At 69.7% G+C, this 24,185-nt stretch carries 22 protein-coding genes; all 22 read right to left on the bottom strand.

Features of this window, described 5'->3' with window-relative positions:
- Positions 1-90: 90 nt before the first annotated feature.
- Positions 91-1,527 carry a F0F1 ATP synthase subunit beta gene (gene atpD / locus QA802_RS28545; protein ID WP_334528381.1) on the bottom strand — a complete coding sequence of 479 codons (1,437 nt, stop codon included), beginning with the start codon at positions 1,525-1,527 and terminating at the stop codon, positions 91-93.
- Complete coding sequence (locus QA802_RS28540; protein WP_334528378.1) at positions 1,527-2,444, bottom strand: F0F1 ATP synthase subunit gamma; 918 nt, start codon at positions 2,442-2,444, stop codon at positions 1,527-1,529. Before QA802_RS28540 ends, atpD begins: the two co-directional genes overlap by 1 nt.
- 21 nt (positions 2,445-2,465) lie before the next feature.
- Complete coding sequence (gene atpA, locus QA802_RS28535; protein WP_057584041.1) at positions 2,466-4,055, bottom strand: F0F1 ATP synthase subunit alpha; 1,590 nt, start codon at positions 4,053-4,055, stop codon at positions 2,466-2,468.
- Between the two features lie 134 nt (positions 4,056-4,189).
- A complete protein-coding gene (locus QA802_RS28530; RefSeq protein ID WP_334528375.1) occupies positions 4,190-5,011 on the bottom strand; it encodes a F0F1 ATP synthase subunit delta in 822 nt (273 codons plus the stop codon).
- Positions 5,008-5,556 (bottom strand): F0F1 ATP synthase subunit B, encoded by a 549-nt coding sequence (locus tag QA802_RS28525; protein ID WP_334534954.1) that lies wholly within the window; start codon positions 5,554-5,556, stop codon positions 5,008-5,010. The genes QA802_RS28530 and QA802_RS28525 overlap by 4 nt, the downstream gene beginning before the upstream one ends.
- Before the next feature lie 46 nt (positions 5,557-5,602).
- Positions 5,603-5,848: an ATP synthase subunit C-like protein gene (locus QA802_RS28520; protein ID WP_020131181.1), complete on the bottom strand. Its 246-nt coding sequence runs from the start codon at positions 5,846-5,848 to the stop codon at positions 5,603-5,605.
- Positions 5,849-5,920: 72 nt separating this feature from the next.
- Positions 5,921-6,730, bottom strand: a complete 810-nt coding sequence (gene atpB / locus QA802_RS28515; protein WP_334528372.1) for a F0F1 ATP synthase subunit A — start codon at positions 6,728-6,730, stop codon at positions 5,921-5,923.
- A 222-nt stretch (positions 6,731-6,952) separates the two neighbouring features.
- Entirely contained in the window at positions 6,953-7,366 is a 414-nt protein-coding gene (locus QA802_RS28510; RefSeq protein WP_334528369.1) for a Cg1360 family ATP-synthase-associated protein, read from the bottom strand.
- A gap of 304 nt (positions 7,367-7,670) precedes the next feature.
- Positions 7,671-9,023 carry an MraY family glycosyltransferase gene (locus tag QA802_RS28505; protein ID WP_334528366.1) on the bottom strand — a complete coding sequence of 451 codons (1,353 nt, stop codon included), beginning with the start codon at positions 9,021-9,023 and terminating at the stop codon, positions 7,671-7,673.
- Between the two features lie 185 nt (positions 9,024-9,208).
- Entirely contained in the window at positions 9,209-10,447 is a 1,239-nt protein-coding gene (glyA, locus tag QA802_RS28500) for a serine hydroxymethyltransferase (protein WP_334528363.1), read from the bottom strand.
- A gap of 76 nt (positions 10,448-10,523) precedes the next feature.
- Complete coding sequence (locus QA802_RS28495) at positions 10,524-11,201, bottom strand: arsenate reductase/protein-tyrosine-phosphatase family protein (RefSeq protein ID WP_319171259.1); 678 nt, start codon at positions 11,199-11,201, stop codon at positions 10,524-10,526.
- Positions 11,198-11,845, bottom strand: a complete 648-nt coding sequence (locus QA802_RS28490) for an L-threonylcarbamoyladenylate synthase (RefSeq protein ID WP_319171258.1) — start codon at positions 11,843-11,845, stop codon at positions 11,198-11,200. Before QA802_RS28490 ends, QA802_RS28495 begins: the two co-directional genes overlap by 4 nt.
- A 152-nt stretch (positions 11,846-11,997) precedes the next feature.
- Positions 11,998-12,837, bottom strand: a complete 840-nt coding sequence (gene prmC / locus QA802_RS28485; protein ID WP_266728596.1) for a peptide chain release factor N(5)-glutamine methyltransferase — start codon at positions 12,835-12,837, stop codon at positions 11,998-12,000.
- An 87-nt stretch (positions 12,838-12,924) separates the two neighbouring features.
- Positions 12,925-14,001, bottom strand: coding sequence for a peptide chain release factor 1 (gene prfA / locus QA802_RS28480; protein ID WP_057584061.1), 1,077 nt, complete (start codon positions 13,999-14,001; stop codon positions 12,925-12,927).
- A gap of 107 nt (positions 14,002-14,108) precedes the next feature.
- On the bottom strand, positions 14,109-14,333 hold the full coding sequence (gene rpmE / locus QA802_RS28475; RefSeq protein WP_319171256.1) for a 50S ribosomal protein L31: 225 nt from the start codon (positions 14,331-14,333) through the stop codon (positions 14,109-14,111).
- A gap of 253 nt (positions 14,334-14,586) precedes the next feature.
- Entirely contained in the window at positions 14,587-15,879 is a 1,293-nt protein-coding gene (locus QA802_RS28470) for an LCP family protein (RefSeq protein ID WP_334528355.1), read from the bottom strand.
- Positions 15,880-16,161: 282 nt separating this feature from the next.
- The gene (locus QA802_RS28465; protein ID WP_334528352.1) at positions 16,162-16,368 is read right to left on the bottom strand and encodes a hypothetical protein; all 207 of its coding nucleotides are present in this window, start codon (positions 16,366-16,368) and stop codon (positions 16,162-16,164) included.
- Positions 16,369-16,555: 187 nt separating this feature from the next.
- Positions 16,556-18,574, bottom strand: coding sequence for a transcription termination factor Rho (gene rho / locus QA802_RS28460; RefSeq protein WP_334528349.1), 2,019 nt, complete (start codon positions 18,572-18,574; stop codon positions 16,556-16,558).
- Between the two features lie 427 nt (positions 18,575-19,001).
- The gene (thrB, locus tag QA802_RS28455) at positions 19,002-19,931 is read right to left on the bottom strand and encodes a homoserine kinase (RefSeq protein ID WP_334449236.1); all 930 of its coding nucleotides are present in this window, start codon (positions 19,929-19,931) and stop codon (positions 19,002-19,004) included.
- A gap of 300 nt (positions 19,932-20,231) precedes the next feature.
- Positions 20,232-21,290 (bottom strand): threonine synthase, encoded by a 1,059-nt coding sequence (thrC, locus tag QA802_RS28450; protein WP_107441899.1) that lies wholly within the window; start codon positions 21,288-21,290, stop codon positions 20,232-20,234.
- Positions 21,291-21,293: 3 nt separating this feature from the next.
- A complete protein-coding gene (locus QA802_RS28445) occupies positions 21,294-22,586 on the bottom strand; it encodes a homoserine dehydrogenase (RefSeq protein WP_319171251.1) in 1,293 nt (430 codons plus the stop codon).
- A gap of 202 nt (positions 22,587-22,788) precedes the next feature.
- Entirely contained in the window at positions 22,789-24,180 is a 1,392-nt protein-coding gene (lysA, locus tag QA802_RS28440; RefSeq protein ID WP_334528341.1) for a diaminopimelate decarboxylase, read from the bottom strand.
- Positions 24,181-24,185 lie beyond the last annotated feature (5 nt).

The raw sequence follows: 24,185 nt of genomic DNA, 5'->3' as shown, positions 1-24,185 counted from the left end.
GGTTACAAGTCTAAGGGGCGTGCGCGAGGGGGCGGGACGCGCCCGCCCCCTCAGCCGTGAGCCGAAGGGCTCACTTCGAACTCAGGGAGTTCAGGAGACGCCCAGCTCCTTGGCGTTGGCCTTCAGGTCCTCGATGCCACCGCACAGGAAGAACGCCTGCTCCGGGAAGTGGTCGTAGTCGCCGTCGATGATCGCGTTGAACGCGGTGATCGACTCGTCCAGCGGCACGTCCGACCCGTCGACGCCGGTGAACTGCTTGGCGACGTGGGTGTTCTGGGACAGGAAGCGCTCCACGCGACGGGCGCGGTGGACGGTGAGCTTGTCCTCCTCGCCCAGCTCGTCGATGCCGAGGATGGCGATGATGTCCTGAAGGTCCTTGTACTTCTGCAGGACCGTCTTGACGCGCATCGCGGTGTTGTAGTGGTCCGCCGCGATGTACCGCGGGTCGAGGATGCGGGACGTCGAGTCCAGCGGGTCCACGGCCGGGTAGATGCCCTTCTCCGAGATCGGACGGGAGAGCACCGTCGTCGCGTCGAGGTGGGCGAAGGTGGTGGCCGGGGCCGGGTCGGTCAGGTCGTCCGCGGGGACGTAGATCGCCTGCATCGAGGTGATCGAGTGACCACGGGTCGAGGTGATGCGCTCCTGGAGGAGGCCCATCTCGTCGGCCAGGTTCGGCTGGTAGCCCACCGCGGAGGGCATACGGCCGAGCAGGGTCGAGACCTCGGAACCGGCCTGCGTGAAGCGGAAGATGTTGTCGATGAAGAACAGCACGTCCTGCTTCTGCACATCGCGGAAGTACTCCGCCATGGTCAGACCGGCCAGGGCCACACGCAGACGGGTGCCCGGGGGCTCGTCCATCTGACCGAAGACCAGGGCGGTCTTGTCGATGACGCCCGAGTCGGCCATCTCCTCGATGAGGTCGTTGCCCTCACGGGTGCGCTCACCGACGCCGGCGAACACGGAGACACCGTCGTGGTTGTTGGCGACGCGGTAGATCATCTCCTGGATGAGCACCGTCTTGCCGACGCCGGCACCACCGAACAGACCGATCTTTCCACCCTTGACGTACGGGGTGAGGAGGTCGATGACCTTGACGCCGGTCTCGAACATCTCGGTCTTCGACTCGAGCTCGTCGAAGTTGGGGGCCTTGCGGTGGATGGACCAGCGCTCGCCCTCGTACTGCTCGTCGACGTTCAGCACCTCACCGAGGGTGTTGAACACCTTGCCCTTGGTGAAGTCGCCGACCGGGACGGAGATGCCCGTGCCGGTGTCGGTGACCGGGGCCTGGCGGACCAGACCGTCGGTGGGCTGCATCGAGATCGTGCGGACCAGGCCGTCACCCAGGTGCTGGGCGACCTCCAGGGTCAGCGTCTTCTTCGCGCCGTCCTGGGCCGGGTCGGCCACCTCGACGTGAAGGGCGTTGTAGATCTCCGGCATGGCGTCGACGGGGAATTCCACGTCGACGACCGGGCCGATGACCCGGGCGACGCGGCCCGTGGCAACGGCCGTCTCAACTGTCGTCGTCATTACCTGTCACTCCCCGCGGTCGCGTCGGCCAGGGCTGCGGAGCCACCGACGATCTCGCTGATTTCCTGGGTGATTTCGGCCTGGCGGGCCGCGTTGGCAAGCCGGGAGAGCGTCTCGATGAGCTCGCCCGCGTTGTCGGTCGCCGACTTCATCGCGCGCCGCGTGGCGGCGTGCTTCGAGGCTGCCGACTGGAGGAGAGCGTTGTAGACGCGGCTCTCCACATAGCGCGGCAGCAGGGCGTCGAGGACGTCCTCCGCCGAGGGCTCGAAGTCGTACAGCGGAAGGATCTCGCCCTTCGGCGCCGCCTCCTTCGCGACCTCGTCGAGGCTGAGCGGCAGCAGACGGTCGTCGAGCGCCGTCTGCGTCATCATCGAGACGAACTCGGTGAAGACGATGTGGAGTTCGTCCACCCCGCCGTCCGCCGTGTCCTTCTCGATGGCCTCGATCAGCGGACCCGCGACCTTCTTGGCGTCCGCGTACGTCGGCTCGTCCGTGAAGCCCGACCACGACTGGGCGACCTTGCGCTCACGGAAGTTGTAGTGCGCGAGACCACGCCGGCCGACGATGTAGGTGTCGACCTGCCTGCCCTCGGCTTCGAGGCGTGCCGTCAACTGCTCCGCGGCCTTGATGGCGTTGGAGTTGAAGGCGCCGGCGAGACCGCGGTCGCTCGTGAGGAGCAGCACCGCGGACCGCACGACCGTCTCCGCCTGCGTGGTCAGCGCGTGCTTCGTGTTCGAACCGGTGCCGACCGCCGTGACCGCGCGGGTGAGCTCGGTCGCGTACGGCGTGGAGGCCGCCACCTTGCGCTGCGCCTTGACGACGCGCGAGGCGGCGATCATCTCCATCGCCTTGGTGATCTTCTTGGTCGCGGTGACGGATCGGATGCGACGCTTGTAGACCCGGAGCTGGGCTCCCATGAGTCAGGTCCCTTCCTTACGTCACTTGGCCGCGGCCGGGGCGTCCTCGCCGAGAAGCTTGCCGTCCGAGGTCTCGAACTGCTTCTTGAACTCGGCGATGGCGTCGGCAACAGCGGTGAGGGTGTCGTCCGACATCTTCGCGCCCTCCTTGATGGAGGTCATGAGGCCCTGCTCCTTGCGGTGCAGGTACTCGAGCAGCTCCTTCTCGAAGCGGCGGACGTCGGAGACCGGAACGTCGTCCATCTTGCCGGTGGTACCGGCCCACACGGAGACGACCTGGTCCTCGGTCGGCATCGGCTGGTACTGCGGCTGCTTCAGCAGCTCGACCAGGCGCTGACCGCGCTCCAGCTGCGACTTCGACGCCGCGTCCAGGTCGGAACCGAAGGCGGCGAACGCCTCCAGCTCACGGTACTGGGCGAGGTCGAGGCGGAGCCGGCCGGACACCTGGCGCATGGCCTTGTGCTGGGCGGAGCCGCCGACGCGGGAGACCGAGATACCGACGTTCAGGGCCGGACGCTGGCCGGCGTTGAACAGGTCGGACTCCAGGAAGCACTGGCCGTCGGTGATGGAGATGACGTTGGTCGGGATGAACGCCGAGACGTCGTTGGCCTTCGTCTCGACGATCGGCAGACCGGTCATCGAGCCGGCGCCCAGGTCGTCGGAGAGCTTCGCGCAGCGCTCCAGCAGACGGGAGTGCAGGTAGAAGACGTCACCCGGGTAGGCCTCGCGGCCCGGCGGGCGGCGCAGCAGCAGGGACACGGCGCGGTAGGCGTCGGCCTGCTTCGAGAGGTCGTCGAAGATGATGAGGACGTGCTTGCCCTCGTACATCCACTGCTGGCCGATGGCCGAGCCGGTGTACGGCGCCAGGTACTTGAAGCCGGCCGGGTCGGACGCCGGGGCGGCGACGATGGTCGTGTACTCCAGCGCGCCGGCCTCTTCGAGGGCGCCACGCACGGAGGCGATGGTCGAGCCCTTCTGGCCGATGGCGACGTAGACGCAGCGGACCTGCTTCTTCACGTCACCGGAGCGCCAGTTGTCGCGCTGGTTGATGATCGTGTCGACGGCCAGGGCGGTCTTGCCGGTCTGGCGGTCACCGATGATCAGCTGACGCTGGCCACGGCCGATCGGGGTCATCGCGTCGACGGCCTTGTAGCCGGTCTCCATCGGCTCGTGCACCGACTTACGGGCCATGACGCCGGGAGCCTGCAGCTCCAGCGCACGGCGACCGGACGTCTCGATCTCGCCGAGGCCGTCGATCGGGTTGCCGAGCGGGTCGACGACACGGCCGAGGTAGCCCTCGCCGACGGCGACGGACAGGACCTCTCCCGTGCGGGTGACCGGCTGGCCCTCCTCGACGCCGCTGAACTCGCCGAGGATGACGGTACCGATCTCGCGCTCTTCGAGGTTGAGCGCAAGACCGAGGGTGCCGTCCTCGAACTTCAGCAGTTCGTTGGCCATGGCCGAGGGGAGGCCCTCGACCTTCGCGATGCCGTCGCCGGCAAGGGTGACCGTACCGACCTCCTCGCGCGAGGCCGCGTCCGGCTTGTACGACTGGACAAAGTTCTCCAGCGCGTCCCGGATCTCCTCCGGCCGGATCGTGAGCTCCGCCATCTGGGTTCCCTGCTCTCCTTGTTGGGCCCGAAGTTTCACTTTGGGGGGATGGGGACTCCCCCCTGAAAGAGGTGAATCCTCTGCACGGCCCAACCAGGGCCGCCATCAGTTCGACTTGCGGTCTTGAGTTGCTGCTAGCTCGCCATGCGGCGGGCGGCGTCCTCGATGCGGTCCGCGAGGGAGCCGTTGATCACCTCGTCGCCGACCTGCACCCGGATCCCGCCGAGGACCGCGGGGTCCACGTCGAGGTTGAGGTGCATCGGGCGGCCGTAGAGCCCCGCGAGGGCGGCGCCGAGGCGCTGCTTCTGCGGGTCGCTCAGCGGTACCGCCGAGGTGACGACGGCGACCATGCGGTCCCGGCGCTCAGCGGCGAGCTTGGACAGGGCTTCGAGGCCCGCTTCCAGGCTACGTCCACGGGGCGCGGTCACGAGGCGCGTCACCAGTCGCTCGGTGGCCGCGTCGGCCCGGCTGCCGAGCAGGCTGCCCAGCAGCTCGCTCTTGGCCGAGACGGTGGCCTTCCGGTTGGTCAGTGCGGCGCGCAGCTCGGTGTTCGAGGAGACGATCCGCCCGAAGCGGAACAGCTCGTCCTCGACGTCGTCGAGCGTGCCGGCCTTCTGCGCGGCCGTGAGGTCGGCGATGGACGCCAGCTCCTCGAGCACGTCCACCAGGTCGCGGGACTGCGACCAGCGGGAACGCACCAGGCCGGACACCAGGTCGGCGGCGGGGCCGCTGATCCGGGAGCCGAGCAGGCGCTGGACCAGCTCGGCCTTGGCCTCGCCGGCCTGCGCCGGGTCGGTGAGGACCCGACGCAGCGAGACCTCGCGGTCGAGCAGCGCGGTGACGGTCGCCAGCTCACCGGCGAGCTGCGCGGCGTCCACGGACGTGGAGTCCGTCAGCGCGTCGAGACGCTCACGGGCTGCTGCGAATGCCTCGCGGCTCGCTCCGTGTGCGGTCATCGAGACGCCTCGGCCTTCTCCTCGAGCTCGTCGAGGAAACGGTCGATGACGCGGCTCTGGCGGGCGTGGTCCTCGAGGGACTCCCCGACGAGCTTGCCGGCCAGTTCGGTGGCGAGCTTGCCGACGTCCTGGCGCAGCGCGGACGCGGCGGCCTTGCGGTCCGCCTCGATCTGGCTGTGCCCGGCGGCGACGATCTCCTCGCGCTGGCGCTGGCCTTCCGCGCGCATCTCGGTGATGAGCACGGCGCCCTGCTCCTGCGCCTCCTGGCGCAGCCGCGCGGCCTCGTGCCGGGCCTCGGCGAGCTGGGCCTTGTACTGCTCCAGGACGCTCTGGGCCTCGGTGCGAGCAATCTCGGCCTGTTCGATCCCGCCCTCGATGGCGTCGCGACGCTCTTCCAGAACCTTGTTGATGTTCGGAAGGAGCTTCTTGCCCAGGACGAAGAACACGATCGCGAAGGCGATCAGACCGATGACGAGCTCGGGGATCTCCGGGATCAGAGGATTCTGGGCCTCCTCCTCAGCCGCGATTTGCAGCAAGGGCGAGATCACATCAGTTCCTTCCGTGGAATTCTCTCGTCGGCGTTAGACCGGATCAGGACGTCGGGTAGACGAAGCCCATGACCAGACCGATCAGGGCGAGCGCCTCACAGAGGACGAAGCCGAGGATCTGGTTCTGACGGATCAGGCCGGCGGCCTCGGGCTGGCGAGCCAGCGCCTGGGTGCCGTTGCCGAAGATGATGCCAACGCCGACGCCGGGGCCGATGGCCGCGAGACCGTAGCCGATGGCAGCGAGGTTGCCCTTGATTTCGACCGCGGCGAGGGTGTCGAGAGCGGACATGCCGTAACTTCCTTCTCTTTACACAGGCCGGTGGGGGTTGGCCACCGGAAGTTCAGGGGGTGGTGCGGGTGCTCAGTGGTGCTCGGCGAGCGCGCCCTGGATGTAGCTGCAGGACAGGAGGATGAAGACGTAGGCCTGGAGGGCCTGGATGAACAGCTCGAACACCGTCATCACGAGGACCATCAGGAACGAGATCGCCGAGTAGGCGATGCCGATGCCGTTCAGCAGGTACCAGGTTCCGATGGTGAAGATCAGGATCAGCACGTGGCCGGCGAACATGTTCGCGAAGAGCCGGACGGCGTGGGTGAAGGGCCGGATGAGCACGTTCGACAGGAACTCGAAGAACATGACCATCGGGAACACCGGGCCGAGCGACTTGTCGTAGCCGGTGATGTTCTTGAAGCCGCCGATGAAGCCGTGGCGCTTGAACGTGATGCTCATCCACAGGATGTAGACGAGTGCGGCGAGACCGGCCGGGAAGGCGATCACCGCGGTGGCCGGGAACTGGGCGATCGGCACGATCGACCACAAGTTCATGATCCAGATGAAGAAGAACAGCGCGAACATCAGCGGGACGTACTTCTCGCCCTCGCGCTTGCCGATCGTCTCGTAGACGACTCCGCGGCGTACGAAGTCGTAGCCGGCCTCGCCGACCATCTGGAGCTTGCCGGGGATCAGCTTCGGCTTGTTGAAGGCTGCCCAGAAGAATCCGATGACGATGACGGTGCTCACCAGCGAGAGCAGCATCGGCTTGTTGAATTCGATGCCGCCGACGGTGAAGAGCGGCTCGAACATGAACGAGTGCAGGCCGGGGGTCGGGAAACCGCACCCGTCGAAAATATGACAGTCGGTCTCGAAGGCGAGCGTCTTGGCGTTACTCACCGCGAGCTCCTTCAGCGTGGCGCATGGGTACGGCAACCTCGATGTGTCGGCGCGGCCTGCGACCGCGGGACGGCACTGGACTGGACTTGCGGATTAGGGGGCGGCGACTGGGCTTTGAACCGTGAGACGTCACAGGCACGCTTGCCGCCCGCGCCAGCTCTGCCGCAGTTGTGGCGAGACCATAGCAAAAGAGCGGAAGTCCCTTTACACCGGCCCTACAGGTCACGACGACGCCCGAGCGGAATCCGGCTCGACGTAGAGGATCTTGGCCTTCATGTGCGAGACGACCTGTGCGGCGATCCACACCAGGGTGGTCGCGAGCAGCGTGAAGGCGAAGCATTTCGGATTGAAGGCCGAGGTCCCCTTGAACGTGATCAGTACGATCATCAACAGCAGAATCTGAGTGGTGTAGAGCAGCAGCCCCATCGACTGGAACAGATGGGGAAGCTGGCGCGCGGTGCGCAGCAGCACCATCAGCCCGCCGCCCATGAAAAGCAGGACGAGCACCGCGCCGAGTACGGCGCCGAGCGCTCCCTTGCCGCCGGCAACGGCGGCGCTCACCGCGACTCCCGCCACACCCGCGACCGCGGTGGGCAGGGCACAGTGCAGGAGCGTTCGTACGTCGTTGGACTGCATGGCGGCAACTCCGCATTCAACGGGGGCAGGGTGTCGTCATGGACGAGCGTAGTCCCGGCCCGAGGGGGCGAGTGACCTCGCTCCGCCTCGCTCCAACGAACCGTCTCAGTACGGTCCTTCGGCTCCATCCGGGGGTTCTCGTGAACCGTATCACAAACTATTTGATGAGGTCTTTACCTGGATGGTGTGCCCACTGTCACACATGAGAGTGACAGTGCACGTCTGCGCGGAAACCGGGGTGGCTTGTCTGGTAATGGGGAACTTTGCCCTCCCCGGACTCTCCCACGACTTGGCAATGCTCTCGTCAGATTCTTACCTTGGAGCCGCGCCGCCCGCCGATCGCGGTGGCCCCGTTGGCCCCTGCCACCCCGGCCGCGACGGGCGTCTGCCGCTCCTCCTTCGCGCGGGCCGCGACGGGCTCCGCCTCCGCCGCGGACGGCTCGGCGGAGGCCGCCGACGGCTGCTGCCGCGCGGTTGCCGCGGAGCCCCGGCGACGCCGGTAGCGCGGCGGCACGAACGCCTCGGCCCAGCGCGGGGTGCGCGGCGTGAACCGCGGCAGCAGAAGCAGCCCCAGCCCGATCGCGCTGAGGAACACGACGCCGAGGACGATCCACATGGAGGCCGAGTTGACCGAGTAGGCGAGCGCGCCGAAGGCGATCAGCGCCGACCAGAAGTACATGATCAGCACCGCCCGGCTGTGCGAGTGGCCGATCTCCAGCAGCCGGTGGTGCAGATGCCCCCGGTCCGCGGCGAACGGCGACTGCCCGCGCCAGGTGCGGCGCACGATCGCCAGGATCAGGTCGGCGGCCGGGATCGCGATGATCGTCAGCGGCATCACCAGCGGGATGTAGACCGGCACCATCTGGTGGACGGCGGCGCGTTCCGAACCGGAGAACAGCTTCATCACATCGGGGTCGATCTGACCCGTGACGGAGATCGCGCCCGCGGCCAGCACCAGCCCGATCAGCATGGAGCCCGAGTCGCCCATGAAGATCCGGGCGGGGTGCATGTTGTGCGGCAGGAACCCCAGGCACATGCCCATCAGGATCGCCGCGAAGAGCGTCGCCGGGGCGGCGGCCTCGATGCCGTACGAGTACCAGATGCGGTACGCGTACATGAAGAACGCGGCAGCGGCGATGCACACCATGCCGGCGGCGAGTCCGTCGAGCCCGTCCACGAAGTTGACGGCGTTGATGGTGATCACGACCAGCGCCACCGTCAGCAGCGTGCCCTGCCACTGCGTCAGTGCGACCGTGCCGACCAGCGGCACCGGGAGCCACAGGATCGTCAGACCCTGCATGACCATCACGCCCGCGGCGATCATCTGGCCGCCCAGCTTGATCAGGGCGTCGATCTCGAACTTGTCGTCCAGGACGCCGATCAGCCAGATCAGCGCCGCCCCGGAGAGCAGGGCGCGCGGCTCGTTCGACTTCTCGAAGACCTCGTTGAGGTTGGTGAGATGGTCGGCGACCAGCAGGCCGGCGCACAGACCGAAGAACATCGCGATCCCGCCGAGCCGCGGAGTGGGTTCCCGGTGCACGTCACGGGCCCTGATCTCCGGCATCGCTCCGGCCACGATCGCGAATTTCCGTACCGGCCCTGTCAGCAGATACGTCACCGCGGCCGTGATGCAGAGCGTCAGCAGGTATTCACGCACGGGCTTCCCCACATGTCTCGCCGGCCATCTCAGTCCCACACCCTAGCGATCGACTACGTCACGGCGCATATGTGTGAGGACTCCCGGGTAGTGACGATGGTTTCACGTCCGGCTGTGCGCGGTGCCCGACCGGGGGCGCGTACCAGGGTGCGCACCGGGAGCGCACAGGGCGCGTCTGCCCCGGTTCAGCCCGGATAGGGCGGGAACGCCAGAGTCAGCTCGCGAACGTTCTCGCGGGCCGTCCGGGCGTCGGTCACCTCCCGCAGCACCCCGGCCAGCAGCGCCGCGATCCGCGTCATCTCCGCCTCCCCCATGCCCTGCGTGGTCACCGCGGCGGTGCCCAGGCGCAGGCCACGGGCGGTGCCGTGCGGCAGGGCGCAGCAGTCCAGGACGATCCCGGCGGCCGCCAGCAGCCCCCGCGCGGCGCGTCCGTCGACCCCCAGGGGCGCGGTGTCGGCGGTGAGGAGATGCGTGTCGGTGCCGCCGGTCGTCACGACCAGGCCCTCCCGTTGCAGCGCGGCCGCGAGAACCCTCGCATTGGCGACCACCTGATGGGCGTACACGGCGAACGCCGGCGTTGCCGCCTCCCCGAACGCGACCGCCTTCGCGGCGACCGTGTGCATCTGCGCACCGCCCTGCGTGAACGGGAAGACGGCCCGGTCCACTCGCTCGGCGAGGTCCCTGCCGCAAAGGATCATCCCGCCGCGCGGTCCGCGCAGCACCTTGTGGGTGGTGGCGCAGACGATGTCGGCGTACGGCACCGGGGAGGGCGCCGCTCCCCCGGCGACCAGGCCGATGGGGTGGGCGGCGTCGGCGATCAGGAAGGCGCCCACCTCGTCGGCCACCTCACGGAAGAACGCGTGGTCGAGGTGGCGCGGGTAGGCGATGGACCCGCACACGATCGCCTTGGGCCGGTGGGCCCGGGCCAGCGTGCGGACCTGCTCGTGGTCGATCAGCCCGGTCTCGGCGTCCAGCCCGTAGGGGACGAAGTCGAACCAGCGCCCGGAGAAGTTCGCCGGGGAGCCGTGGGTGAGATGGCCGCCGTGCGGCAGCCCGAGGGCCAGCACGGTGTCGCCGGGCCGCAGCAGGGCGGCGTAGGCGGCCAGCACCGCCGAGGAGCCCGAGTGCGCCTGCACGTTGGCGTGTTCGGCGCCGAACAGCGCCTTGGCGCGGTCCACGGCGATACGTTCGGCGACGTCGACGATCTCGCAGCCGCCGTGGTGGCGGGCGCCCGGATACCCTTCCGCGTACTTGTTGGCGAGCGGCGAGCCGAGGGCGGCGAGCACGGCGGGCGAGGTGAAGTTCTCTGCGGCGATGAGCTGGAGCGTGGACGCCTGCCGTTCCCGTTCGCCGAGGAGGATCCCGGCCAGCTCGGGGTCCTGCCGGCGCAGGACATCGGTCTCGGGGACATGGGTGACCGACATGGTGCGCTCCGGGCGTCGACGGTGACGTACGTCCAATGTAGGCCCGCACCGCCCGTCACGCCCCGCGCTCGCGCCGTCAGGTTCGCGCCGGCACCCCCGTCAGGGCCGTCACCACCGGGTCCAGGGCCTGGTGTATCTCGTCGCCGATGGAGCGGAAGAACGGCAGGGGCGCCCCGTACGGGTCGTAGACCTCGTCGGCCTCCAGGGTCGGGGCGAGTAGCCACCCGCGTAGAGCCGCCGCCGCGCGGACCAGCGCCCGTGCGCGCATCACCACGCCCTCGTCGAGCGACGGGAGGGTGGCCGGGTCTATGGCGTTCACCAGGCGGGTGAACTCCTTCAGGGTGAAGGTGCGCAGCCCCGCCGAGTGGCCCATGGAGATGACCTGGGCACGGTGGTCGCGGGTCGCCGTCAGGACCAGGTCGGCCATGATGACGTGCTCGTCGAGGAGCTCGCGGCCGGTGAACCCGGAGGCGTCCGCACCGAAGTCGGCCAGCACGGTCTCCGCGTTGGCCTCCATCGGCGCGCCCTCGTGGCCCCAGGTGCCCGCGCTCTCCACGATCAGCCCGCCGCCCAGCAGGCCGAGCCGCTGCGACACGAAATGCCGGGTCAGCCGCTCGGTGATGGGCGAGCGGCAGACGTTCCCGGTGCTGACGTGGAGGATGCGGAAGGTGTCGCGCGGAAACCCGAACGTCGTCGTCTGCTCCGCGGCACGTTCCCCGTTGCCTATGCCACGCCCCGCGTCAGGGGCTGTCAATTCGCCACCTCGAGGTCGGGTACGACCTTCCGCAGCTCGTCCGCGGAGATCGCACCCGCCCGCAGCAGCAGCGGCACCTCACGGCTGACGTCGACGATCGAGGAGGGCACGTTGCCGGGGGTCGGACCGCCGTCGAGGTAGACGGAGACGGAGTCGCCGAGCATCTCCTGCGCGGAGTCGCAGTTCTCCGGCGCCGGGTGGCCGGTGAGGTTGGCGGAGGAGACCGCCATCGGGCCGACCTCCGTCAGCAGCTCGATCGCGACGGGGTGCAGCGGCATGCGCACCGCGACCGTGCCCCGGGTGTCGCCCAGGTCCCACTGCAGGGACGGCTGGTGCTTGGCGACGAGGGTCAGCGCGCCCGGCCAGAACGCGTCGACCAGCTCCCAGGCCATCTCGGAGAAGTCCGTGACGAGGCCGTGCAGCGTGTTCGGGGAGCCGATGAGGACGGGGGTGGGCATGCTGCGGCCCCGGCCCTTGGCGTCCAGCAGGTCGGCGACGGCCTCCGAGGAGAACGCGTCGGCGCCGATCCCGTACACCGTGTCGGTCGGGAGGACCACCAGCTCGCCACGGCGGACGGCGGACGCGGCCTCGCGCAGACCGGTCACGCGGTCGGTCGCGTCGTTGGTGTCGTATCGCCGAGCCATCTAGCGAGCCTCCTCGTACACGGAATACACGAAATACACGAAATACACGGAATGCATGGAATGCATGGAATGCATGGAGCGCATGGAACGCGCTGAATGCGCGCACGCGGACGCGTACACGTCCTGCTGCGGGTCGAGAGTGCGGGGGCCGCTCACGGCGTCGCCCGGCGGGCGGTGGCGAAGCGCGGACGGTTGTTGAGGTCGGGGTGGTCGGCCGCGTCGGCCCAGCCCCGCTCCTCGGTGAAGATCCACGGCACCTGGCCGCCCTGGGTGTCGGCGTGCTCGATGACGACGACGCCGCCCGGACGCAGCAGCCGGTGCGCGGTGCGCTCGATGCCGCGGATCAGGTCGAGGCCGTCCTCGCCGGAGAACAGGGCGAGCTGGGGGTCGTAGTCACGGGCCTCCGGGGCGACGTACTCCCACTCGGTGAGCGGGATGTACGGCGGGTTGGAGACGACGAGGTCGACCTGGCCGTCGAGGTCGCGGAACGCGTCCAGGGCGTTGCCCTGCCGCAGGTCGACCCTGGACCCCTCCATGTTCTTGCGGGTCCACACCAGGGCGTCCTCGGACAGCTCCACGGCGTGCACCCGGGAGCGCGGGACCTCCTGCGCGAGGGCGAGCGCGATGGCGCCGCTGCCGGTGCACAGGTCGACGATCCGGGGCTCGACGACGTCCATGGCGCGTACGGCGTCTATGGCCCAGCCGACGACCGACTCGGTCTCGGGACGCGGCACGAAGACCCCGGGCCCCACCTGGAGCTCCAGGTACCGGAAGAAGGCCCGGCCGGTGATGTGCTGGAGCGGCTCGCGCTGCTCGCGCCGGGCGATGACCTCCCAGTAGCGGGCGTCGAAGTCGGGGTCCTTCACGGAGTGGAGTTCACCGCGCTTGACGCCGTGCACGAACGCGGCGAGCTCCTCCGCGTCGTTGCGCGGCGAGGGCACGCCGGCGTCGGCCAGCCGCTGGGTGGCCTGAGCTACCTCAGCGAGCAGCAGACTGCGAGGGCTCGGGGGACGTCCCCCAAATGATTGCTGCACGCAAGTCCTCCGTGTCGTACTCGTCGTGCGTCCGTCCTACAACGCCTACGCGGCCGCGAGCTTGGCGGCCGAGTCCGCGTCGACGCACGCCTGGATCACCGCGTCCAGGTCGCCGTCCAGGACCTGGTCCAGGTTGTACGCCTTGAAGCCGACGCGGTGGTCCGAAAGGCGGTTTTCCGGGAAGTTGTACGTGCGGATCTTCTCGGAGCGGTCGACCGTGCGGACCTGGCTGCGGCGGGCGTCGGCGGCTTCCCGCTCCGCCTCCTCCTGCGCCGCCGCCAGCAGCCTGGAGCGCAGGATACGCATTGCCTGCTCCTTGTTCTGCAGCTGGCTCTTCTCGTTCTGGCAGGAGGCCACGACTCCGGTGGGAACGTGCGTGATGCGCACGGCGGAGTCGGTGGTGTTGACGGACTGGCCGCCGGGCCCGGAGGACCGGTACACGTCGATGCGCAGGTCGTTCGCGTTGATCTCGACGTCGACCTCCTCGGCCTCGGGCGTCACCAGCACGCCGGCGGCGGAGGTGTGGATGCGCCCCTGCGACTCGGTCGCGGGCACCCGCTGCACGCGGTGCACGCCGCCCTCGTACTTCAGCCGCGCCCAGACGCCCTGTCCGGGTTCCGTCGCGCCCTGCCCGCCCTTGGTCTTCACCGCGACCTGGACGTCCTTGTAGCCGCCCAGTTCGGACTCGGTGGCGTCGATGATCTCGGTCTTCCAGCCCACCCGCTCGGCGTAGCGCAGGTACATCCGCAGCAGGTCGCCGGCGAACAGCGCCGACTCGTCGCCGCCCGCGCCCGCCTTGATCTCGAGGATGACGTCCTTGTCGTCCGACGGGTCCCGGGGCACGAGCAGCAGCCGCAGCTTCTCCGTCAGCTCCTCGCGCTGCTTCTCCAGCTCCTTGACCTCGGCGGCGAAGTCCGGGTCGGAGGCGGCGAACTCGCGCGCGGTCTCGACGTCGTCACCGGTCTGCTTCCAGGAGCGGTACGTGCCGACGATGGGGGTGAGCTCGGCGTAGCGCTTGTTCAGCTTGCGCGCGTTGGCCTGGTCGGCGTGAACCGACGGGTCGGCGAGCTTCTTCTCCAGGTCGGCGTGCTCTCCGAGCAGCTCCTCGACGGCCTCGAACATGGTGGGCTCCTGAATGACGTACGTGGGGGAAGGGCGGGCGACCAAAAACGCCGGTCCCGGCGTGTCCCGGGCGGGGACACTGCCGTGGACCGGCGAAGAGGGGCTCGCTACTTCGTGGAGCCGGCGGCGGCCTTGCCGAAGCGGGCCTCGAAGCGGGCCACACGGCCACCGGTGTCGAGGATCTTCTGCTTGCCCGTGTAGAACGGGTGGCACTCGGAGCAGACGTCGGCGCGGATGGAACCGCCCTCGATCGTGCTGCGGGTGGTGAACGACGCGCCACAGGTGCAGCTGACCTGCGTCTCGACGTACTCGGGGTGGATGTCGCGCTTCAAGGTGTCTCCTAGTTTCGGGAGGGCGCCGGGTCGCTGCCGCGGGATACGGCAAACGTGAACCGGAGCCGACGTACCAGTCTGCCAGCACTGGCCGTATCCCCCAAAACCGGGGGGCGGGGCGATCTATTCCCCAGGGCTCGCGGCGGGGCGCCGGACCCTGTCGGATCCTGGCGGAGACCGCCGGAGCCGGGCCGCCGGAGCCGGACCGCCACTACGACCGGACCGAACCGCTGTGACGACCGGACGCGGGCCGCTACGACGAGGTGACGACCCCCGCCGCCTCACCGCTGGCGTTGCCCTCGGTGGCCGCCTTCGGGACGGGCCGGTCGTTCTTCAGCGCCGTCCACACCTGTGCGGCCTTCGCCTCGGAGACGAGGACGCGGTTGAGGTTGGCGGGGTCGTACCGGACCGGCATCGTCACCATGGTCATGTCGGCCGCGCCGATGCCCTTGAGGCCGCCCGCGAAGGACATCAGGGAGTTCAGCGACCCGAGGTGGGAGTCGGTGGTGACAGCCCTGGTGGCGGTGTCGGCGAGGTCGTACAGCTTGGTGCCGCCGGTGAACAGGCCGACGTGCCCGACCTGGTCGACCAGGGCCTTGAGGAAGGCCTGCTGGAGCTGGATGCGGCCGAGGTCGGAGCCGTCGCCCACGCCGTGCCGGGTGCGGACCAGGCCGAGCGCCTGTTCGCCGGTGAGCGTGTGGGTGCCCGCGTCGAGTTTCAGGTGGCTGTCGGGGTCGTCGATCGCCTTGGTGGTGGTGACCTCGACACCGCCGAGTTCGTCGATGAGTTTCTCGAAGCCGGCGAAATCGACTTCGAGATAGTGGTCCATACGGATGCCGCTCATCTCCTCGACCGTCCTGACCGCGCAGGCCGCGCCGCCCGTCGAGTACGCCGAGTTGAACATCACGTCGGAGGCGGCGTCGTGGGTGACGCCCTTCGTGTCCGTGCAGGCGGGCCGGTCGATGAGGGTGTCGCGCGGTATGGAGACGACACTGGCCCTCTGGTGGCCCTTGTAGACGTGGACGACCATCGCCGTGTCGGAGCGGGCGGTGCCGTCGTCCGCGCCGCCGCCCAGCTTCTTGTTCGCGCCGGAGCGGGTGTCCGAGCCGAGGACGAGGATGTTCTCGGAGCCGTTGTCGGCCTTGGCCGGCCGCGCCGTGCCCAGCGCCTGGTCGATGTCGACGCTCTTGATGTTGCCGTTGAGATGGAAGTACAGGTATCCGGCTCCGGTGCCGCCCAGTGCGAGGACGCCCGCGGCGCTCCACGCGGCGATCAGCAGTCCCTTGCGTCTGCCGCCGGCGCCGCGCTGCTTGCGGTGGCGCGGATGACGCCGACCGTCCTGGCCGCCCGAACCCCCGCGACCGGTCAAACCGCCGGGACCGCCCGGACCCACAGGACCGCCCGGACCGTCGGGACCGCCCGGACCGTCGGGACCGCCCGGACCGTCGGGACCGCTGCCGTCGGCTGCCCCGCTCGTCGTGCCGGCCTCACCCGGTGTGCCGGGCTCATCCGGTGTGCCGGGCTCCGGCGTGCTCTCGGCGGACATGCGCTCCTCGGTTCTCGTGCGACCTCACCATCGTCACTCCACCAGGACAGACGGGGAAACTCGGGGCTGGGTTGCACGAACGCGGACCATGGGGATCGGCGTGGCCTTGACCGGGGCCCCCAGGGTCAGCACGGCGATGTCGTTGTCGATCGTCGCTGGTGTTGTCCGGCGTGCCCCGGTCGTCGCCGTACCACAGCTGCGCCATCCGGGGCGCCTTGGCGATGGTGGTGGTCGTACCACCGATGATCTTCGGTTCGACCGTGGTGGTGCGACGGCCGGAGGTCAGCGACTCCTTGAACGTCTGTCCCGCGATGTCGTCGCCCGCGAGTGCGATGTCGAGCGCTTCTGCAGCTCCTTCGCCGACGGCACGGTGATCTTGGGCGTGGGCGGCGTCTCGGCCGCCTCGGCCGCCTCGGCCGACGACGTCAGCAGCGCGCCGGCCACAGCTGCCGCCAGTACGGCCGCGGCCCCCGGCAGGCCGATGCACATCCGCCGCCTGTGCCGCTTACGACCACTCCCGGACACTCAAGTACCCCCTCGGGATACGGAGTTCAGGTTCGTCAGGTTCATGCTCGAGAACATGGCCGAAAGCGCGATCTCACCCCGATGGCGGCAACGGAGAGGGCCGCCCCCGAAGCGGGAGCGGCCCTGTGTACCGGTTCTGCAGCGACTGACGTCAGTCGTTGTTGTTGCCCGGCGACGGCGTGGTCTTCTGGATCTGCATCAGGAACTCGCCGTTCGACTTCGTCTGCTTCATCTTGTCGAGGAGCAGCTCGATCGCCTGCTGCTGGTCGAGCGCGTGCAGCACCCGGCGCAGCTTCCAGGTGACCGCGAGCTCCTCGTTGCCGAGCAGGATCTCTTCCTTGCGGGTGCCGGACGCGTCCACGTCCACCGCCGGGAAGATGCGCTTGTCGGCGAGCTTGCGGTCGAGCTTGAGCTCGGCGTTGCCGGTGCCCTTGAACTCCTCGAAGATCACCTCGTCCATGCGGGACCCGGTGTCCACCAGAGCGGTGGCGAGGATGGTGAGCGAGCCGCCGTCCTCGATGTTGCGGGCCGCACCGAAGAAGCGCTTCGGCGGGTACAGGGCCGTCGAGTCGACACCACCGGACAGGATGCGGCCGGAGGCCGGGGCGGCGAGGTTGTACGCACGGCCCAGACGGGTGATCGAGTCGAGCAGCACGACGACGTCGTGGCCCAGCTCCACCAGACGCTTGGCGCGCTCGATGGCGAGCTCGGCGACCGTGGTGTGGTCCTCGGCCGGACGGTCGAAGGTCGAGGAGATGACCTCGCCCTTGACCGACCGCTGCATGTCGGTGACCTCTTCCGGACGCTCGTCGACCAGGACGACCATCAGGTGGCACTCGGGGTTGTTGTGCGTGATCGCGTTGGCGATCGCCTGCATGATCATGGTCTTGCCGGTCTTCGGCGGGGCCACGATCAGACCGCGCTGGCCCTTACCGATCGGCGCGACGAGGTCGATGATGCGGGTGGTGAGAACGCCCGGGTCGGTCTCCAGACGGAGCCGGTCCTGCGGGTAGAGCGGCGTCAGCTTGTTGAACTCGGGGCGTCCGCGCCCGGATTCGGGCGCCATGCCGTTCTGCGAGTCCAGACGGACCAACGCGTTGAACTTCTCGCGGCGCTCCCCGTCCTTCGGCTGGCGCACGGCGCCGGTGACGTGGTCGCCCTTGCGCAGACCGTTCTTGCGGACCTGGGCGAGCGAGACGTACACGTCGTTCGGGCCCGGCAGGTAGCCGGAGGTCCGGATGAACGCGTAGTTGTCCAGGATGTCCAGGATGCCGGCGACGGGGATCAGCACGTCGTCGTCGGCGAGCTGCGGCTCGGGGGCGCCGATCTCGTCGCGCCCGCGGCGGCCACGGCGGTCGCGGTAGCGGCCGCGGCGGCCGCGGCGGCCGTCGCCGAACTCGTCGTCGTCCTGCGGGCCGTTGTCGCGCTGCTGACGGTCCTGACGGCCGCCCTGCTGCTGGCCCTGCTGGCCGCCGCGCTGCTGCTGGCCGCCCTGCTGCTCGTCGCCCTTGCGGCGATCACCGCGGTCGCCCCGGTCCCCGCGGTCGCGGCCGCGCTCACGGCGGTCGCGGCGACGGCCTTCGCCGCCGTCGGCGTCGTTCTTGGCGTCACCCTGCGGCTGGGCCTGCGCCTGGGCCTCGGTCTGCGCCGGCGCGGGCGTCTCGGCCTTCGGCGCGCTCTTCGCCTCGGCGGCGACCGTCTCCGGGCTGCCCGCGTCGGCGGTGGCGCGACGGCGACGGCGCTCGGCGGGCGCGTCGGCTCCGGCCGGCTGGCCGGGGATCTCGATCTGCTGCTGGGCCACGGCCTTCTCGGCGGCGGCCTCGGCCGGGGCGGCGGCCGCCTTCTTGTCGGCGGCCTCTCCCGTGCGGGCCTTGGAGGTGGCGCGGCGCTTGGGCTTGGTCTCGGCGACCGCATCCTCGGCCTTGGCCGGGGCGCCGCCCGCCTGCGCCTCCTTGATGACCTCGATCAGCTGGCTCTTGCGCATCCGCGCGGTGCCCTTGATGCCGAGGCCGGATGCGACCTGCTGCAGCTCGGCCAGCACCATGCCCTCGAGGCCGGTACCGCGGCGTCGCCGGGAGCCTGCACCGGTGGCAGGCGCGGAGGCGTCCGTGGCGGGCGCGGCAGCGGTCTCCTCGACACGTGCGCCCATCAGATCGGTGGTGTCGCTCACGAAGGGTCCTTCCCTGGAGCGGACGTCGGCCTGTCTGGCTCGGCGACCGTTTGTGCTGTCCGGCTTCGATCCTTGCTGTGGCGAAGCCGGGGCGGTGGTCCGCCTTGTGCGGCGGAAGAGAATTTGCTGGTGATGGCGCTTCCGCGACGAGTCATGACACCCAGTGTCACGTGGCGTGGTAGCACCGATTCCGAAGCTCCCCCAGAGGGGGGACCCCCATCTGCGGGCCGCTCAGCGTCGTTGCACGGCGTACTGCCCAGGTACGACGTACGGAACGCAGTGCGGCTTGGGGAGCTCCCGGAAGAATGTCTGTCCCGAAGGGGGACACGAAGCACCTCGCCGTGGTGGGGTCGGGTGCAGACTTGAGGTTAACACTACCGGATCCAACAAACATTCCCCCTCTCGAAATCCGGCAACCGTGCGCTTTTTAAATGTCGCCGGAGGGCGCAAGAGGCAGCACGCACGCCCCCTGCAGGTCCATGGCCAGGCGGTTCGCGGCCCAGTCCGCGCCGGCCGAGGACTCGACCTTGTCGGCGGTGCCCGCGTCGGCCAGCGCCATCACGGTGGGTCCGGCACCGGAGATGACGGCCGGGATTCCGTCGGCGCGCAGCCGCTCCACGAGTGCGGCGCTCTCCGGCATGGCCGGCGCGCGGTACTCCTGGTGCAGACGGTCCTCGGTGGCGGGCAGCAGGAGTTCGGGGCGCCGGGTGAGGGCTTCGACGAGCAGCGCGGCCCGGCCGGCGTTGGCCGCCGCGTCGACGTGCGGCACGGAGCGCGGCAGCAGACCGCGCGCGGTCTCGGTGAGGACCGGCTTCCCGGGCACGAAGACCACCGGAACGATGGAATCGGCGGGCTCCGTCCTGATCGCCCGCGCGGCGCCGGCCTCCATCCAGGACAGGGTGAATCCGCCGAGCAGACAGGCGGCCACGTTGTCCGGGTGGCCCTCGATCTCGGTCGCGAGCTCGAGCAGGGCGGCGTCGTCGAGCCTGCTCTCACCGCCTATGGTCACCGCGCGCGCGGCGACGATGCCGGCGCAGATCGCGGCGGAGGAGGAGCCGAGGCCCCGGCCGTGCGGGATGCGGTTGGCGCAGACGATCTCCAGTCCGCGCGGCTGACCGCCGAGGACGTCGAAGGCGGTGCGCAGGGAGCGGACGAGCAGGTGCGTCTCGTCGCGCGGCAGCGTCTCGCTGCCCTCGCCCGCGATGTCGATGTGCAGCCCGGAGTCGGCCACCCGGACGACGACGTCGTCGTAGAGCCCGAGCGCGAGGCCGAAGGCGTCGAAACCCGGGCCGAGATTGGCGCTGGTGGCGGGGACGCGCACGCGCACGGGGGCGGCACGGAAGGCGGGACCGGCCATCTTGCGATGACTCTCCTTGAGCTGCGGGGCTGTCGAATGAGATTGCTGCGTGGGATTGCTGAGTGAGGTTGATCCGTGAGGCTGATGCGCTACGTACATGAGGACCCTGCGCCGCTACGGCGACGCGCGGCACCGCGGCATATGCGGCGGGCGGGTTCAGTACAGCCTATCGAAGGATGGTTCTGCGGCGACATAGGGCGCACAGGAGGCGCACGATGCGTGTCGTAAGCCCCCTGTGCACCCCTGATGGGGAAGTCCCCGTCGGGGGTGCACGTAGGGGTCTCGTCGGACCGAGGTCCGCTACGCGAGGCCGAGGCGCTCGGCCGCCGTGACCGCGTCGACCGGGACGGTGACGGGCTGCGGGGCGCCGGCGACGGCCCAGTCGGGATCCTTGAGGCCGTTGCCGGTGACGGTGCAGACGATGCGCTGGCCCGGGTCGACCAGCCCCTGCTCGGCCGCCTTCAGCAGACCGGCCACCGAAGCGGCGGACGCGGGCTCCACGAATACGCCCTCCTGAGCCGCCAACAGCCGGTAGGCGCGCAGGATCTCACGGTCCGTCACCTCGTCGATTCGGCCGCCGGACTCCTCCTGCGCCGCCAGCGCGAACTTCCAGGAGGCGGGGTTGCCGATGCGGATGGCGGTCGCGATCGTCGACGGGTCCTTGACGATCTCGCCGCGCACGATCGGAGCGCTGCCGGACGCCTGGAACCCCCACATCCGGGGGGTCTTCGCGGCGATCTTGTCGGCGGCGTACTCCTGGTACCCCTTCCAGTACGCGGTGATGTTGCCCGCGTTGCCGACCGGCAGGACGTGGATGTCGGGGGCGTCGCCGAGCATGTCGACGATCTCGAAGGCGGCCGTCTTCTGCCCCTCGATGCGCACCGGGTTCACCGAATTGACCAGCGCCACCGGGTAGTTGTCGCTCAGCGCACGGGCGAGGGTGAGGCAGTCGTCGAAGTTGCCGTCGACCTGGAGGATCTTCGCGCCGTGGACGAGGGCCTGGCCCATCTTGCCGAGCGCGATCTTGCCGCGCGGCACGAGCACGGCCGAGACCATGCCCGCACGGACGGCGTAGGCGGCCGCGGAGGCAGAGGTGTTGCCCGTCGAGGCACAGATGACTGCCTGCGCGCCCTCCTCCTTGGCCCGCGTGATCGCCATCGTCATGCCGCGGTCCTTGAAGGACCCCGTCGGGTTGGCGCCCTCCACCTTCAGGTGGACCTCGCAGCCCGTGCGCTCGGAGAGCACCTGCGCGGGCACGAGCGGCGTGCCGCCCTCACGGAGCGTCACGACCGGCGTGCTGTCGGATACCGGCAGCCGGTCCCGGTACTCCTCGATGATTCCGCGCCACTGGTGGGTCATTGGTTACTCTCCTTCAACCCGCATGATGCTGGCGACACCCCGCACGGTGTCGAGCTTGCGCAACGCCTCGACGGTCCCCGTCAGGGAGGCGTCGGACGCGCGATGGGTGACGACGACGAGAGAGGCCTCGCCGTCCTTGCCCTGCTGGCGCACCGTATCGATGGACACCCCGTGCTCGGCGAACACGGTCGCCACCTGGGCGAGAACGCCCGGCTTGTCGGCGACGTCCAGGCTGATGTGGTAGCGCGTGACGACATCGCCCATGGGCGACACCGGCAGGGCTGCGTACGCCGACTCGCCGGGCCCCGTCGCCCCGCTGAGCCGGTTGCGGCAGACGGCGACGAGGTCGCCGAGCACGGCGGAGGCGGTGGGTGCACCGCCGGCGCCGGGGCCGTAGAACATGAGCTGGCCGGCCGCGTCCGACTCGACGAACACGGCGTTGTAGGCGCCGCGCACCGAGGCGAGCGGGTGGCTCAGCGGAATCATGGCGGGGTGCACCCGCGCGGTCACGGACCCCCCGTCGGCCGCCCGCTCGCAGATGGCGAGCAGCTTGATGGTGCAACCCATCTGCCGGGCGGAGGCGAAGTCGGCCGACGTCACCTCGGTCATGCCCTCGCGGTAGACGTCGTCGAGGCGCACGCGCGTGTGGAAGGCGATCCCGGCGAGGATGGCGGCCTTGGCGGCCGCGTCGAAGGCCTCGACGTCGGCGGTCGGGTCGGCCTCGGCGTACCCCAGGGCGGTGGCCTCGTCGAGGGCCTCCTGGTAGCCGGCGCCGGAGGAGTCCATCTTGTCGAGGATGAAGTTGGTGGTGCCGTTGACGATGCCGAGCACCCGGTTCACCTTGTCGCCGGCGAGGGATTCGCGCAGCGGCCGGATCAGCGGGATGGCGCCGGCGACGGCGGCCTCGTAGTAGAGGTCCTTGCCGTGTTCGTCGGCGGCGGCGTGCAGCGCGGCGCCGTCCTGCGCGAGCAGCGCCTTGTTGGCGGAGACGACGGAGGCGCCGTGCTCGAAGGCGGTGGTGATGAGCGTACGGGCGGGCTCGATGCCGCCGATGACCTCGACGACGACGTCGATGTCCCCGCGTTTGACGAGGGCTGTGGCGTCGGTGGTGACGAGGGCGGGGTCGATGCCTTCACGGACCCGGGACGGCCGGCGCACGGCGACACCGGCGAGCTCCACGGGAGCCCCGATCCGCGCGGCGAGGTCGTCGGCGTGCGTCGTCATGATGCGCGCCACCTCTGAGCCGACCACTCCACAGCCCAGCAGCGCCACCTTCAGCGGACGCGTACGCATCATCCGACCTCGTTTCCTGAATACCGTCTACGGCAGTTTCCGGTTGGTTCAGTCTCACTCACCGGACCGGGGTTTCTGTCCCCGGTCCGGATCGTGAGACATGTATTTCATTTTCGCAGAGGCGGCAGACAGGAGATCTTCCGCCTCTTCCACTCCGCCGCCCCATTCTCCTTCGCGCGGCCGATTTCCCGGCCGGCCGCACCGCTCAGCCCACGTCGAGCCGCAACAGGTCCTCCTCGGTCTCCCTGCGCACGACGACCCGCGACTCCCCCTCGTGCACGACGACCACCGGCGGCCGCAGCACGTGGTTGTAGTTGCTGGCCATGGAACGGCAGTACGCCCCCGTCGCGGGGACGGCGATGAGGTCACCGGGTGCCAGGTCCGACGGCAGGAACGCGTCCTTCACCACGATGTCCCCGCTCTCGCAGTGCTTGCCGACCACCCGCGCCAGCATCGGCTCGGCGTCGCTGGCACGCGAGACGAGCGCCACGCTGTACTCGGCGTCGTACAGCGCGGTGCGGATGTTGTCGGACATGCCGCCGTCGACGGAGACGTACGTCCGCAGCCCGTCGAGCGGCTTGACGGTACCGACCTCGTAGAGGGTGAACGCGGTCGGTCCGACGATCGCGCGGCCCGGCTCGACGGAGATGCGCGGGGTGCGCAGCCGTGCGGCCTCGCACTCCCGGGTGACGATCTCGGTCAGCGCCTTGGCGATCTCGTGCGGCTCGCGGGGGTCGTCGTCGCTGGTGTACGCGATGCCGAGACCGCCGCCGAGGTCGATCTCGGGCAGTTCGACGCCGTGCTCGTCCCTGATCACCTTGAGCAGCCCGACCACCCGGTGGGCGGCGACCTCGAACCCCGACATGTCGAAGATCTGCGACCCGATGTGCGAGTGGATCCCGATCAGCTCGAGCCCGTCGAGCTGAAGGGCGCGCCGCACCGCCTCGGCCGCCTGCCCGCCGGCGAGCGGGATCCCGAACTTCTGGTCCTCGTGGGCGGTGGCGATGAACTCGTGCGTGTGGGCCTCGACGCCGACGGTGATGCGGATCTGCACCCGCTGGCGCTTGCCGAGGGACTGCGCGATGTGCGCGACCCGCACGATCTCCTGGAAGGAGTCGAGAACGATGCGCCCGACCCCGGCCTCGACGGCCCGGTGGATCTCGTCCGTCGACTTGTTGTTGCCGTGGAAGGCGATGCGGTCGGCCGGCATGCCGGCGGACAGCGCGGTGGCGAGTTCGCCGCCGGAGCAGACGTCGAGGTTGAGCCCCTCCTCGTGCAGCCACCGCACGACGGCCCGGGACAGGAACGCCTTGCCGGCGTAGAAGACGTCGGCGTCGTCCCCGAAGGCGGTGCGCCAGGCGCGCGCCCGGCCGCGGAAGTCCGCCTCGTCGAGGATGTAGGCCGGGGTGCCGTGCTGCTCGGCGAGGGTGACGACGTCGACGCCGCCGACGGTCAGCACACCGTCGGCGTTGCGCGTGACGGTCTGCGCCCAGACCTTGACGTCGAGGGTGTTCAGATCGGCGGGCGGCGCAGAGTAGTGGCCCTCGGGCAGGACGTCGGCGTGACGGGGCCCGGCGGGGTGGGCGGAACGGCTCATCTGGG

Source organism: Streptomyces sp. B21-105 (assembly GCF_036898465.1).
Taxonomy (GTDB): domain Bacteria; phylum Actinomycetota; class Actinomycetes; order Streptomycetales; family Streptomycetaceae; genus Streptomyces.
The sequence above is the reverse complement of the archived record's forward strand: the minus strand, read 5'-3'. Positions and strand labels throughout refer to the sequence as shown.

Bases quoted from the DNA above. Each gene is read 5' to 3' on its own strand.
- atpD (WP_334528381.1), bottom strand. From the start codon at position 1,527: ATGACGACGACAGTTGAGACGGCCGTTGCCACGGGCCGCGTCGCCCGG.
- QA802_RS28540 (WP_334528378.1), bottom strand. From the start codon at position 2,444: ATGGGAGCCCAGCTCCGGGTCTACAAGCGTCGCATCCGATCCGTCACC.
- atpA (WP_057584041.1), bottom strand. From the start codon at position 4,055: ATGGCGGAGCTCACGATCCGGCCGGAGGAGATCCGGGACGCGCTGGAG.
- QA802_RS28530 (WP_334528375.1), bottom strand. From the start codon at position 5,011: ATGACCGCACACGGAGCGAGCCGCGAGGCATTCGCAGCAGCCCGTGAG.
- QA802_RS28520 (WP_020131181.1), bottom strand. From the start codon at position 5,848: ATGTCCGCTCTCGACACCCTCGCCGCGGTCGAAATCAAGGGCAACCTC.
- QA802_RS28510 (WP_334528369.1), bottom strand. From the start codon at position 7,366: ATGCAGTCCAACGACGTACGAACGCTCCTGCACTGTGCCCTGCCCACC.
- glyA (WP_334528363.1), bottom strand. From the start codon at position 10,447: ATGTCGGTCACCCATGTCCCCGAGACCGATGTCCTGCGCCGGCAGGAC.
- QA802_RS28490 (WP_319171258.1), bottom strand. From the start codon at position 11,845: ATGGCTCGGCGATACGACACCAACGACGCGACCGACCGCGTGACCGGT.
- prfA (WP_057584061.1), bottom strand. From the start codon at position 14,001: ATGTTCGAGGCCGTCGAGGAGCTGCTCGGAGAGCACGCCGACCTGGAG.
- QA802_RS28470 (WP_334528355.1), bottom strand. From the start codon at position 15,879: ATGTCCGCCGAGAGCACGCCGGAGCCCGGCACACCGGATGAGCCCGGC.
- QA802_RS28465 (WP_334528352.1), bottom strand. From the start codon at position 16,368: ATGTGCATCGGCCTGCCGGGGGCCGCGGCCGTACTGGCGGCAGCTGTG.
- thrB (WP_334449236.1), bottom strand. From the start codon at position 19,931: ATGGCCGGTCCCGCCTTCCGTGCCGCCCCCGTGCGCGTGCGCGTCCCC.
- thrC (WP_107441899.1), bottom strand. From the start codon at position 21,290: ATGACCCACCAGTGGCGCGGAATCATCGAGGAGTACCGGGACCGGCTG.
- QA802_RS28445 (WP_319171251.1), bottom strand. From the start codon at position 22,586: ATGATGCGTACGCGTCCGCTGAAGGTGGCGCTGCTGGGCTGTGGAGTG.
- lysA (WP_334528341.1), bottom strand. From the start codon at position 24,180: ATGAGCCGTTCCGCCCACCCCGCCGGGCCCCGTCACGCCGACGTCCTG.